The organism is Haloarcula montana, assembly GCF_035666295.1.
GTDB classification, from domain to species: Archaea; Halobacteriota; Halobacteria; order Halobacteriales; family Haloarculaceae; genus Haloarcula; species Haloarcula montana.
This window is the reverse complement of sequence record NZ_CP142028.1, coordinates 319703-332211: the sequence shown is the minus strand read 5'-3', so window position 1 is coordinate 332211 and position 12509 is coordinate 319703. Positions and strand designations below refer to the sequence as shown.

The window sequence follows — 12509 nt, the reverse complement described above, 5'->3', positions numbered from 1 at the left end:
CTGCTCGGCCCGGATCAGGGCCATCCCGACGGTGTATCGTGTTCGTCGGTCACCGCTCCGAGAGTTCCGCCATCACGTTCCAGGCTGGGTCCGAAGCCGGTGGCTCCACACGGGTACCGTCGAGGACGAGACCGGAGTCGTCCTCGGTAGTTTCGTGGACCGTCCCGACGACAGCCGCCGGCGTCCCGGTCGCTTCCAGCACCTCGACTGCTCGCCGGGCCTCCGCCGGCGGTGCAGTCACCAGGAGTGTCCCCGCACTCGAAATGTACCAGGGGTCGAGATCGACAGCCCGGCAGACCGCCTCGACACCCGGGCGAACGGGGGCAGCCGATCGCTCGACATCGAAGACGACATTTGCGCCTGTCGCCATCTCTGTGAGGCCACCGACCACGCCGCCCTCCGTGGCGTCGTGCAGCGCCGTCGGGTCGCAAGCGTCGACGACGGTGAGCGCATCGCTGACGGCGAAGATGTCCTCGACGCGCTCCTGAGCCGTCGCGACCGTCTCGGCCGGGAGGCCAAGCGCTGACGGGAACAAGGTCGCAAACAGGCCAGCGACTTCCGTGCCCGGCCCGGTCGTCATCACGATGTCGTCGCCAGGATCGGCACCGTCAGGCCGGACGAGGTCGTCGTGGCTACCGACCCCCAGCGCCGTCCCGCCGCCGACCCAGGAGTAGTCGACGCCCTCGTATCTGGCCGTGTGGCCGCCGACGATGCTGACTCCGAGATCGCGCGCGTGTTGGTGAATCCCGTCCCAGGTGGCTGCGAGTTGCGTGTCGGTCATCTCGGTCGGGAGCGTCAGCGTGATCGCGAAGTGTGTCGGCGCCAGCCCCGAGACGGCCACGTCGGTGAGGACGATATCGAGGGCGATCCGACCCGAACGCTCGAACCCCAGCGCCGGCAAGATCGAGATCGGATCGGTCGCGAGCGCGACGGCCTGGTCCCCGATCGAGAGGACGCCGAAGTCGACGCCGTGTCGCGGTCCCAGCGCCACGTCGTCTCTCTGTGCCCCCAACTTCGGGGCGATCACCTCCGCGAACACCCGGCTATCGATCTTTCCCCGGTCGGTCATCGGTTCGCTCTGGGTGTGACTGGGACAAGTTTCCTGCGTCTCGATGGCACAACGCGAATCCTGTCGCAGGACTGTCCGATCCGCGGATCACCGACTTATATCACCGAGTGGCCCCACTCTCCAGTGATGACCGTCACTGCGATGCTATCTGTCGCGCCGCTGGACGACGCGGACGCGGACTTCGACGCCGAGATCGCGAAGGCGATCGACGCGTTGGAGGCGTTCGACGTCGAGTACGAGACGAACCCGATGGAGACGACGATCCAGGCGGAAGAACTGAGCGAGGTGTTCGACGCGGCACAGGCCGCCACGGAGGCCGTCGACGCCTCGCGGACGATCACCAATCTCAAGATCGACCACTTCCGGGAGGAAACGCTGGCTGTCGAGGAGAAGGTCGATCGGGTCGAGACACACCTGGGCCGGCCAGCACGGAGTCAGCGATGACACGGCGCCGTTCGTTCCTCAAGGCAGTCGGGGGTGCCGCGGCGCTCGGGACCGCCGGCTGTATGGGGGGGTCCTCGTCACCGTCGTACGACACCGTGCGGATCGGGACGTACAACTCCTTTATCGACGCGCCGAGTACGAGCGCCGGCGACTGGGTGAAAGAGGAGTTCGAGTCCCGTCACGACCTCACGCTGGAGTGGGTCGTCCCCGACGGCGGCCTCCAGCATTTCTTCCAGCGCCAGCAACAGGGCGCTGATCTGGGTGCTGACGCCTTCGTCGGCGTGACCCCACCGGACCTGGTCAACGCCGACCAGGAACTCGACGACCCGCTGTTTACCTCCTACGACACCGGGGCCGTCGAGAACAGCGACAACGTCGTCGACGCCTACGAGTTCGACCCACAGAACCGCGTCATCCCGACCGGGGCGTCCTACGTCAGTCTCGTCTACGACGAGGGCGTCGTCTCACCCCCGGAGACGCTCGAAGCGTTGACCACCGAGGAGTACGCCGACACGCTGTTGCTCGCCAACCCCCAGAGCACGACGACCGGCCTCCTCTTTCTCCTGTGGACGATCAACACCGTGGGTGCGGACAGCTACCTCGACTACTGGGCCGATCTCATGGACAACGGCGTCACCATCCTGGGCTCGTGGGGTGACGCCTACGCTGCCTACTCGGAGGAAGAGAAACCGATGGTCGTCTCCTACTCGACGGACCAGGTGTATGCCGCGGCCGAGAACCAAGACATGAGCCGCCACCAGATCGCCTTCCCCAACGACCAAGGGTACGCATACGTCGACGGGACGGCGAAGTTCGCGGCGACCGATCGGGGCGAACTCGTCGATACGTTCACCTCGTTCATGCTCGATCCGGCCGTCCAGCAGGAAGTCGCCGTCAAGAACGTCGGTCTACCGACCGTCTCGAACGCCTCGCTGCCCGAGGAGTTCGCACAGTACGCACACGAGCCAAAGCAACCGATCCAGTTCGGCTACGACGCGCTCGCGGAGAACCTCGACACCTGGCGAGAGGACTGGAGCAGGCAAGTCGCCGAGAAGTAGGACTCCGTCAGGAGAGTATGCACTCCGAACACCACGGAATACGGACCACCGACAGTGATCTTGCCAAATAGCATCTCGAACGGATGAAATAGCGAGCGGGAGAGGGTACGTGACAACGATCTTACTTCCGGGCGAAGATATTCGATTTTTAAACATTATCGGCGGTTTCGAGTATCATCTGTGATTCTCGAAGAGTGTCGCTTAATACCCTCTCCCGGACAGTGAGGGTAATGACAGAACCGAGCGACGAGAGCAACGGGGAAGGCGACTCGACTGAGCCACGTCCGGACGGAGGTGCCAGTGTGAAAGACGCACAGAGTGGGTCCGAATACACGTCCGCCGGGAACATCCAGCCCGAACCGGAGACGACAGACGAACTGGAACGTCTCCGGTACGAGAGAGACTACTGGCGGGGACTGTTCGAACAGGTGATCGAGGAGTTTCCCCAGACCGGGTTCGTCGTCGACGATACCGATACGGTGGCGTATTTCAACTCGGAAGCCGAATCCGGATTGGGATTCGAGAAGGAGACCGTTCTCGGGAAGAAGACCCACGAGGCCTTCCCGATATCGGCCGACGACGAAACCTTCGCACAGACCGTCGCCCGTGAAGGGAAAAGCCGACGCGAAGCGAACTACCGACAGATCCCGACGATGGACGGTCAGCGATGGGTCCGTTCGAGCGGTGTTCCGCTCAGAAACCCGGAGGGTGAGGTTATCGGCGGGTTCGAGACGACATCGGACGTTACTGGACTCGTGACGCAGCAACAGACGATCACCGACGCGCAGTCGCAGGTGTCCAACGAAGTTGCGACACTCGCGAACGAAGCTGTGGAGACGACCGATCGCGTCGAGGATGCGATTGACACTGCTGACTCGCTCGCCGGCGAGCAGGTCGACAACATGGAGGAGGTATCGAGCGAGGTCGGTTCACTCTCGGCGACGGTCGAGGAGATAGCCGCCTCAGCAAAGGAGATCAACGAACGGGCACAGAAAGCCGAACAGCTCGCTATCGAGAACACTGAATCCGGGACGGATGTCATCGGCCGGATGGAAGACGTTGCCGAGAGCAGCGACGACGTGGCCGAGCGGACGCATACGCTCGCCGAACAGGTGGCCGAGATCGACGATATCGTCGAGGTCATCAACGACATCGCCGATCAGACGAACATCCTCGCGCTGAACGCGAATATCGAAGCGGCGCGCGCCGGCGAGTCCGGGAGCGGGTTCACCGTCGTTGCCAACGAAGTGAAATCGCTCGCCGAGGAGGTCCAGGCCGAGTCAGAGCGTATCGAAGATATCATCCACCAAACGCGCCAGGAGGCCGACGAAACCATCGAAAGCATTGAATCGGTAACGACAGAGATCCACGATAGCACTAGCGCGATCCGGACGCTGGTCGACAACCAGGAACAGATCGTCGAGGTCGTGAACGACACGTCGACCGGGATGGAAGACATCGTCGAGGCCACGGATGACCAAGCGGTTCGGACCGAAGAAGTGGCGAGTATCATCGATTCGGCCACCGACCGAGCCAAGCAGGTCTCGGAAGAAATCGAGACGGTTGACGAAGCGAACGAAACACAATCCCGACTCGTTTCGGATATCGAGACCGCTATCGAAGAGCTTGCAGAGACCGTCGAACAGATAGACACGAACAGTGCGGAGGATTCCGTGGTTATCGAACGAGACGATACTCGCTGAGTCAGCCCGAGACTGTCACGCGGCGTTCGCGTTCACTGTCGGCACCGGCACGCTCTGGGAAGGTACGAACGTGTCTAAAACTATCAGATGTGATTTTCAGCAGAGAAGCTATTTTTAATCGAACCAACTAGCTGGCTCAGATGGGACGTAATTTATCGCGGGAACGATGTAACTCAGTGGATAGGGACGGTGATATCATTGTAACCGACGGCGGGGTTCGGGAAGAGACCGACAGCGATGAGAAGAGAACTGACCCGCCGTCGGCAGACGAAGCAGTAGTGGACACCAGCGGGACCGACGTTACCGCACACGTGTTGCTCGATGGTATCCCACAGGCCGCATTCATGATCGATCCAGATGGTGTCATTAGGGCATGGAACCGCGACATGGTGGAGTTCACCGGCATCTCCGCCGACGAGGCACTCGATCGCTCAGACATCGGTATGCTCCTCTACGATACCCACGAGGAAACGATGATAGAGCAGGTGCTCGCCGCACCGAAGACGGCCGACGACGTCTACGGGCTTGAGGTGGAGGACCAGTCTCGAAATCTCTACGTCAAAGAGGACCGCGTCACGGACCACAGCGGAAACGTCGAGCATTTCGCCAGTATTACCGTGATGCCGATATACGAGAACGGCGAGCTGAAAGGGGCCGTCGAGATGCTCCAAGACCTGACCGAGGAGCGCCGCCGTCAGGAAGCAACCGAGGCTCTCGTCGACGAGGTATCCGGAACGCTTCGAGCCCTCTCAGCCGGCGATCTTGACGCCCGCGCCTCGTTCACGGACGACGAGGTGATCAACTCTCAATTGCTGGAGGTGGTCGAGGAGGTGAACGGCATGGCTGACAACCTCCAAGAGATCGTACTCGATGTCGACCAGCAGGCGACTCGACTCCGTGAGTCCGTCGAGCGGGCGGTCACTGCCGCGGACAATATCGCCGACAACGTCGACGAACAAAACGAACTCCTCACGGAGAGTGTCAACGAGATGTCGACGTTTTCAGCGAACATGGAAGAAGTCGCTGCGACTGCCGAACAGGTCGACGAATCCGCAAAACGGGCCCGTGAAGCCGCAAACGAGGGGCTCGACGCATCATCCGACGCACACACCGCCATAGATGAGGTCATCGAGATCGGCGACGAACTCGTCGACTCCATCACCGATCTAGGTGACCGTATGGACGACATCGAGAACGTCGTTGAGGTGATCTCCGAAGTAGCGGACCAGACGAACATGCTTGCACTGAACGCAAACATCGAAGCGGCCCGTGCTGGCAAGGAGGGGGACGGCTTCGCCGTGGTCGCGGACGAGGTAAAAGCCCTCGCCAACGAGACGCGACAACACACCGAACAGATCACGAACGATATCGACAGACTGCAGGCGCAAACTGATTCCACTATCGAGGCAGCCAAGCAGTCCCATCAACAGATAGCGACCGCTAGCGACCAGATAGAGGACGTCCTGACCGCGTTCGAAGATATCGCGACAGCTATCGAGGAAACGGCAGACGGTATCGGAGAGGTTTCACGTGCGACCGACGATCAGGCAGCGACAGTCGAGGAGCTTACGTCGACACTGGAAACGGCACGCGAACACGCTTCGGACACCGAGGCTGCCGCAGACGATATCGTCGCTGCGACGGACGACCAGACCGATGCCATCGCCGAATTGGATAGCGGGGTCCAGCGGCTCCGTGGCGACCAGTAGCGTCCGTTGGACACAGCTTCGAGCGAGGATCGCCACGCCGACCGCGACGCCCTGGCCGGCACAGGGCTTCTCTGCGGGTCGACTCCCCGTAGACAGTCTCGGCCGGTAGCTGGTGGTGGTCCGCCGCGGGACCGGCGACGCTGCCGGCTACCACCCGTCCGTCGGGACCGTTCCGGGTACGTCAGATGTCGCCGTTGATGATGTCCGCGACGCGCTGGCGGTCGAACAGCGTGAGTGAGCCCTCACGAAGCGTCTCTATCCCGTTCCACTCGCCGAATGCCTCGGGGTAGAACTGCCGTGCCGCCGCCTCCGTCTGGAAGAGGTTGACGACCGGCCCCTGGTAAGCGCTGCCACCGCGGTACAGGCGGTCGTTCTGAACCGCTGCGAGCTGACTGCCGACCGGATCCGTACGCATCGTCTCCATTCGGGACTCGAACTCCTCAGTCGAGACGTGCGAGAAGCCGTACTGGAACACGATCGCGTCCGGATCGACTTCCAGCAGTTGCTCGTAATCCCAGTCCCCGTTTCCTTCGATGTGGGCATCAAACGCCCCGCGCATCCCCAAATCCTGGTACTGCTTGTGATTGTTCCAGTTTTGGACTGAATAGACGGAGAACGATCCTGCTTCGAAATCAGAGTTAACCGACACTAATCCGACAGTCGGTCGGTCCTCCGACGGCGGTAGCCTCTCGTTAATGATCGCCTGCATCTCGTCGTGGATCGTGGCGAACGCTTCGTATCGCTCTCGCTCGTCGAAGGCCTCCGCGACGATCTCGAAGGCCTCGTACAGCGAGTAGTACTGGTAGTCGTGCCAGTCGTCCCCACGTCGCCGGATATAGTTCCCGAGAAACGGGCCGACCTGGGTGGCGATCTCATCGGCATCAGCCTCGTTCCAATCGTCGGATAGGAGACCGAGCCAGTTGGGATCGGTCAGATGAACATCGCAGTCCAACTCGTAGAAAACCTCCTTGTCGAACTCACCGTTCACTGCGATCGGTGTGATGTCCGCAAACGAGACATCCACGCCCGGCAGAGAGTCGTAAAACGTCGCCGGCATCGTTTCTGGATTCCACAAGCCACGGAGACCATCGGCCTTCCCTAAGGCGATACCCATATCACCGTACGTACTGAGGAACGCAAGCCACGTCTTCGGCGGTTTCTCGAACTCGACGGTTCCCATTGGTTCCATCGTTACCGAGTACCCGGTATCGGCGTCTGTCGCCGTCCCGGTGTCCGTCGGCCCGCTGTCACCGTCAGACCTGCTATCGGCCGTACAGCCCGCGAGTAGGCCGCCGCCGATGACTGCGCCGCCGTACTTCATGTAGTCACGCCGCGTCGGGGCCTCATGACCGCTAGGATCGTCTGCCATATTATTAGGCCAGCCTAAATATACAAAACAGTTCCGGTTTTTAGGCCAGCCGAAATTCTTCGGCGGGAGATCACAGGCGTGGACGTATCGGTGGCTCTCCGTCGATGAAATCGAGAGCGTGTCGTTGCAGGGCTGTTTCGAGCCGGTCAGCTTTGTTGAAACTCACAGTCGGAGATAGGATTCAACAGTACCGCTGAATACAGGGTGTGTCTCTCTCACGAAGTTTCAGATTCGAACGTTCAGATCGGTCGATAGAGAGAGCCACCGCTCAGATCAGGACCTCAGTATCGGTGAGGTACTCCTGCTTGGCTCGCTTGGCCGCTGGTCCCTCCGGAACGAGGCCAGGTGTCGATGGCGTCGCATCGAACCGGTCCGGGTCCGGCGAGAGGGACTCCAGAATCTCGTTAAACGTCGACCCGTTTCTCCCCGTGATATGTACAAACCCACCGTATTGGCGCTGTTCGAACGGGGTAGTATCCGGGTCGGGGACAGCGTCTCGAATGCAATCAACGTTCTCCCGAAGGTATTGCGCAGCCCGGTGCTGTGTGTACTGGCAGTCGCCGTGGAGCTGTTCCCGCTCGTGCTCGTCGAGGTCGGCATCGACGTGCGTGGAGGACTCGTAGCTAACTGCGTCGGAGCCGAAGGTACCGGTGAGGAAACTGAGGTTCACAGTGAAACACTCCGGGTATCGGAGGATCACCAAGAAGAAGATCTGCTCGTCGACCGTATACCGTTCCTGTAACCGATAATAACACTCCAGGTAATACGCTGCGAGTGCCCCGATCCAGTCGTCACGTTCCCCGTCGAGATACGCGGTCGCGATATCGTAGTAGTCCTCGCCAGCGACTTGTTGCAAGCGATGCTCGAAACTCTGTCGCATTTCGTCCAGTTCGTCCTCGTAGACTTCCGTCAACGGGACATCCGGGTCGTCGAGCAACTCGCTCTTTCGGTCGCCGGCGGCTGCAATCCGCATCATGTTTTGATGGAAGTCCCGTTCTGCCTCCACATTTGGGAGTGGAATTCGAACTGCCTGCTGGCGCAGAATCTCTGAGCCGGATGCTAACCGATCGCTCCAATCATTCACGATGGTGTGACAGGAGATTTATACTATTAACTGTTGTGGGTCGAGAATTCCGACGATGGGTTCGGTTACTAGGGGTTCTTCGGCGGTTTCGTGCTGCGAGAGATGGTGGTGAATCCACAATCCTGAGAGCGAATTTCCCGACTACAGATCGGTGTTCTGCCACGCCAACCCAGTCGACTACGACTGTTCGTGGACGGTGATGACCGGAACTGGCGCGGATCGGACCGTCTTTTCCGCGACACTCCCAAGCAGAATCCGATCGACGCCACGGCGGCCACTGGACCCCATCACGACGGCGTGAATGTCGTTCGTTTCGATATGCTCTTTGAGCACCTCCGCAGGCGATCCGTGTTCAACGTACGTGTGGACGTTCGAAAGGGCGTACTCAGTAGCTTCTGCGTCCACGTTTTCGACAGCCTCAGTCGCCAGACGTTCGCGCTCATCTGTCGGGATCGCAGAGCGAACGTCAGGACCCAGCGACGTATCATCCACGACAGAGAGGGTATGTACTGTCGCATCGAGCGTCGCCGCGAGAGCGAGACCATGCCCGGCGGCAGCGGTCGACGCAGGACTTCCGTCAGTCGGGATGAGAATCGTCTCGTATGGGAACTGCAACTGCTCATCGGATTGCATTCGAGCAGTCAGGACGGGGATATCGGACAAGCGGACGACTTTCTCCGTGACACTCCCGAGCAGATAGCGTGAGATGCCGGTCCGGCCGTGAGTCGGCAGGACGATCAGGTCGTAGTTGTATCGCTCAGCGTAGTCGACGATTGTCGGGGCTGGACTGCCCTGAACGACATCGGTCCCGTGCTCTACACCGAGGGTTTCGAGTGTCGCCGCGATATCCGCGACGATGGTCTCTCCCTCCCGTTCCAGTGCGTCAACGACGTTGCCGTCGACGACGGTAACGCTGTCGCGAGTCGTATCGGCGACGAACACCACCTGAATCGTTGCCTCCGTCCACTGTGCGAGTTCGGCCGCGTGATGGACGACCTTGGCCCCGTGTTCGCTGCCGTCGACCGGGAGCAGGATCGAATCGTACATGTCACTAGCGGCGGCTACGGCGAACAGTCACAAAACAGTTCGCACGCCACGTATCGTACCGTTTGCCGACGGACACCACCAGGCTCAGTCGGGAGTATTGAGAACTGTCGTTGGTTCGGGTCGGCCGGTGTTTGTCGCTGTAACAGCCTCGAAATAACTCGACGGGGGTTCACTGTATGGTAATTCTGGTCCAATCAGCGACGCAAGCCCGACGAGGAATAGCCAAGGCTGGCCACTCGACCAGCACCTTACCGCACCAGCGCCAACGAACTGGGGAGCGGTCCCCGGGCGTCGTTGCGATGGGGTACCGCTCCGTTGAGACCCGCCCGTCTGCCAGCAGTCGGCCATCTCTCACGACGAACGGAATGTTGGTGTGTGATCCCACTGACATCGGTGTAACTGCCCTTCTTATGCTATTCCGAACGGTAGTAGGATGCAGCATCGCTGTGCTCTGTCAGAGGCACTCCGGCTGGCCGGGTTTCGACGACCTGGCTTTCTCCCGTGGCTTGTACTGGTCGTATCGTCTCGCTTCACAGTACCGAGACCGGTCCCGCTCCCGTCGACATCTCCCGTTCCACCTCCTCTCCCACTTCTGACCGTCCGCTCTTTCGCATTCGTGACGTTTTGGGATGTTCTCACTCAGTGATGAGGCACAGTCGATCACACTCACCGGTATGGCGCTACGTTGTGGGATCGGTGGCGGGCTGACGGTCCTCCCGTTCTGTATGCGTCGGTCGTACGTTTTCGCGGCCGGACGGTCAGAGGGACTTTTTCCGAAGTCGGTCGCTCATCGTAGCGGAACGAGACGGTCTCAGACTGGGTGGTCGCGTACCTCCCGTCAAATTCCGTGGCGAAGGAGAATCGACGCCCTCCCCCGCTATCGTTGATTCGAATCCCGGCGGATTCACTGAATTACTCACAACGCAAAAAGGGGGGGGTTAATTAGAGAGAATCCGCTATCGAGCATGATGCGACCGTTTACACCACTTCAGGAGCAACCCCCATCGGCTAATGTGGCTGTGGCGAGGCTCCGACTCCGGTTTTCACACCTCTCGCTCCGAGAATTAGAGACGAGAGGCGTTCTTAATTGGGACAGGGACGAGCACGTCGTCGAGAAGGGAGAATATTTCGACACAAAGTGGGATGAGGTCCCCGATCGGGGACAGAGAGCGAGTGAATAAGCAGCTGTACGAGGGGAGTAGCCGGATATCACGACCTGTGAATCGTTTCAACAGGTGCGAATATTCGCGATGGTTTGCCTGACGTAACCCGTTCGAATGGGGCACGCTGTGGGCTTTACGCATCTACCCGCTGAGCTATCTCGTCGGTCAACTGGCGCATGAATTCTGCGACCGTATTTCCCATCATGTATACTGGGCGGCCGTCTTCGAGAGCGGAATCGAGGGTTGTCTCGACCGGCGTCGATTCGTCATGTTGAACGACTTCGGCGTCGGTACGGCGCTCAAGAAGCCGAGCCTGTGTCCCGGCGGCGTGAACCCGCGTGATCAGTTCGTTTGCGTGGAGCCAGTCGAGATACTGGACGAACGCGGCTGTCCGACCTGCTCGGTCACGCCGAGTATAAATAAACGGTGTGACGGTCCGCTCGTCCAGCCGATCGACGAGGAACTGTCTGAGAAGCTCCGTGGATTCGATGTCGTTCATCATCGCACCGTTTGCGATGAGCCCGCCACCTTCGAGTCGCTGCCATCTCCACTCTCGGTGGAGGCTATCGATACGGTCCTGGATCTGTCTGTATCGTAAGCCCTCCATGCCGAGGGCACGAAGCGTTTCGTCGACAACGAGAGCCGACCGCGCGCCGAAGACAGCAGCGAACGGGTTCCGTGATCCCGCGTCCGGTCGAGCGACACGGAACTCGTGACCGGCCTTCTCGAACTCTCGACGGAGATATGCGTTGATGGCTTCGTTTCGATCGCCGCTGGAATGCCGGTAGCCGGGCGGTTGAGCGATGCGAGGAGGCTACTCCAGGCGCTTTCCTGGGGCGCAAAGAATCGCGATCAGCAGACGGCCATCCGAACGGGAAGGCGCTGTACTGTCGGATCAGATCGCGGGTTGATCGACGACGGCGCCACAGCGGGGACAGAGACGCCGCTCATGATGGACCGAGTCGTCCATGATCCAGTCGCCATCGATGGGGCTCGCGTGTTCGCAGGACCGGCAGAACAACGTGCGCTTCGAGTGGTGTGGCTGGGAGTCCGGAACGGAGGGCTTGCAGATGTTCATACACTCGGGGAGTAGCTGTGACCGAGAGCGGCACAGACAACGTTCAGGACGACCAGGCTACCGACCAGAAGCGGCCGAGTCGCGACGACGTTCGTCGCGAGCGTCCCCGCAATGACCAGGGGGAGCGGGATGGTTGCCCAGAAAGCGAAACCTCGGAAGACGGACAGCAGCGTCTCGGCGACCGTCGCCAGGAGTGCTTGCAGGTTCGATGCCCCGGCGGGCAGGCGTGGGATGGAGGGATCGGCGGTGGACATGACTGGATCGCGTACTTCAGCCATGCACTGGCTACCCCATATAAAGCACAGACCGTCAGTGTGGATTCGGATCGCTTTACTATTCATCCGGTGGTTTTACCACTTTTTACGGATGGGTGAAACCGGTTCGAAACCGACACAAAATGCTCGAAAGGTTTTACACTGTATTTTGAGGGCGTTAACAGGATGTAAACTCCATCCACCGTTGACGAAGTCCACGTGGTCACTCCCGAAGTCGTTCGAACAGCGACAGCCGATGCGTGTCGATCAGACGAACGAGATACTGCGGGATCGATTCGCGTCCTCGGCATCCGGTGGTCCGGAAACCGTATCCTGGGAGTGGCTACATCACTCTGTTGGGTTCCGGTCCCCGCTTCACATCCCGTTCCCACACACCCCCAGCGTATCCGGAACCCTGACCACTTCCACCGCCGACCGCGGGGTCGCCATGGCACCCCGTGCTCTCTCCTGAGCGGTAACCTATCGATTTCCTGGGGAGGACTCCTGATCGGTATAGTCCCCTCATAGCAG

11 protein-coding genes are annotated in these 12509 nt (G+C 60.3%); 4 read left to right on the top strand and 7 right to left on the bottom strand.

Going from position 1 to position 12509, the window contains the following annotated elements; all coding sequences use genetic code 11:
• Nucleotides 1-49 precede the first annotated feature (49 nt).
• Nucleotides 50-1069: an AIR synthase family protein gene (locus VJ109_RS17260; protein ID WP_324760628.1), complete on the bottom strand. Its 1020-nt coding sequence runs from the start codon at nt 1067-1069 to the stop codon at nt 50-52.
• Nucleotides 1070-1195: 126 nt separating this feature from the next.
• On the opposite strand from VJ109_RS17260, the gene VJ109_RS17255 reads away from it, so the two are divergent.
• From VJ109_RS17255 to VJ109_RS17240, 4 genes are all read left to right on the top strand, one after another.
• Nucleotides 1196-1513, top strand: coding sequence for a thiamine-binding protein (locus VJ109_RS17255; RefSeq protein WP_324760627.1), 318 nt, complete (start codon nt 1196-1198; stop codon nt 1511-1513).
• A complete protein-coding gene (locus tag VJ109_RS17250; protein ID WP_324760626.1) occupies nt 1510-2571 on the top strand; it encodes a thiamine ABC transporter substrate-binding protein in 1062 nt (353 codons plus the stop codon). Before VJ109_RS17255 ends, VJ109_RS17250 begins: the two co-directional genes overlap by 4 nt.
• A gap of 230 nt (nt 2572-2801) precedes the next feature.
• Nucleotides 2802-4274 carry a methyl-accepting chemotaxis protein gene (locus VJ109_RS17245; protein WP_324760624.1) on the top strand — a complete coding sequence of 491 codons (1473 nt, stop codon included), beginning with the start codon at nt 2802-2804 and terminating at the stop codon, nt 4272-4274.
• Nucleotides 4275-4450: 176 nt separating this feature from the next.
• Nucleotides 4451-5983 (top strand): methyl-accepting chemotaxis protein, encoded by a 1533-nt coding sequence (locus VJ109_RS17240; protein ID WP_324760623.1) that lies wholly within the window; start codon nt 4451-4453, stop codon nt 5981-5983.
• A gap of 181 nt (nt 5984-6164) precedes the next feature.
• Here VJ109_RS17240 and VJ109_RS17235 read toward each other — a convergent pair whose 3' ends face one another.
• The 6 genes from VJ109_RS17235 to VJ109_RS17210 all read right to left on the bottom strand — a co-directional run bounded on the left by VJ109_RS17235 (nt 6165) and on the right by VJ109_RS17210 (nt 12002).
• Entirely contained in the window at nt 6165-7352 is a 1188-nt protein-coding gene (locus tag VJ109_RS17235; RefSeq protein WP_324760622.1) for an ABC transporter substrate-binding protein, read from the bottom strand.
• A gap of 268 nt (nt 7353-7620) precedes the next feature.
• Nucleotides 7621-8436: a hypothetical protein gene (locus VJ109_RS17230; RefSeq protein ID WP_324760621.1), complete on the bottom strand. Its 816-nt coding sequence runs from the start codon at nt 8434-8436 to the stop codon at nt 7621-7623.
• Between the two features lie 177 nt (nt 8437-8613).
• Nucleotides 8614-9483: a universal stress protein gene (locus VJ109_RS17225; RefSeq protein WP_324760620.1), complete on the bottom strand. Its 870-nt coding sequence runs from the start codon at nt 9481-9483 to the stop codon at nt 8614-8616.
• A gap of 1296 nt (nt 9484-10779) precedes the next feature.
• Nucleotides 10780-11253 (bottom strand): hypothetical protein, encoded by a 474-nt coding sequence (locus VJ109_RS17220; RefSeq protein ID WP_324760619.1) that lies wholly within the window; start codon nt 11251-11253, stop codon nt 10780-10782.
• 288 nt (nt 11254-11541) lie between these two features.
• A complete protein-coding gene (locus tag VJ109_RS17215; protein WP_324760618.1) occupies nt 11542-11724 on the bottom strand; it encodes a DUF8106 domain-containing protein in 183 nt (60 codons plus the stop codon).
• Nucleotides 11721-12002, bottom strand: coding sequence for a DUF8028 family protein (locus tag VJ109_RS17210; protein WP_324760617.1), 282 nt, complete (start codon nt 12000-12002; stop codon nt 11721-11723). The genes VJ109_RS17215 and VJ109_RS17210 overlap by 4 nt, the downstream gene beginning before the upstream one ends.
• Nucleotides 12003-12509 lie beyond the last annotated feature (507 nt).

Excerpts from the sequence above, each read along its gene's own strand:
- VJ109_RS17210 (WP_324760617.1), bottom strand. The coding sequence starts at position 12,002 with ATGGCTGAAGTACGCGATCCAGTCATGTCCACCGCCGATCCCTCCATC.
- VJ109_RS17245 (WP_324760624.1), top strand. The coding sequence starts at position 2,802 with ATGACAGAACCGAGCGACGAGAGCAACGGGGAAGGCGACTCGACTGAG.
- VJ109_RS17260 (WP_324760628.1), bottom strand. The coding sequence starts at position 1,069 with ATGACCGACCGGGGAAAGATCGATAGCCGGGTGTTCGCGGAGGTGATC.
- VJ109_RS17220 (WP_324760619.1), bottom strand. The coding sequence starts at position 11,253 with ATGGAGGGCTTACGATACAGACAGATCCAGGACCGTATCGATAGCCTC.
- VJ109_RS17215 (WP_324760618.1), bottom strand. The coding sequence starts at position 11,724 with ATGAACATCTGCAAGCCCTCCGTTCCGGACTCCCAGCCACACCACTCG.
- VJ109_RS17235 (WP_324760622.1), bottom strand. The coding sequence starts at position 7,352 with ATGGCAGACGATCCTAGCGGTCATGAGGCCCCGACGCGGCGTGACTAC.
- VJ109_RS17225 (WP_324760620.1), bottom strand. The coding sequence starts at position 9,483 with ATGTACGATTCGATCCTGCTCCCGGTCGACGGCAGCGAACACGGGGCC.
- VJ109_RS17250 (WP_324760626.1), top strand. The coding sequence starts at position 1,510 with ATGACACGGCGCCGTTCGTTCCTCAAGGCAGTCGGGGGTGCCGCGGCG.
- VJ109_RS17255 (WP_324760627.1), top strand. The coding sequence starts at position 1,196 with ATGACCGTCACTGCGATGCTATCTGTCGCGCCGCTGGACGACGCGGAC.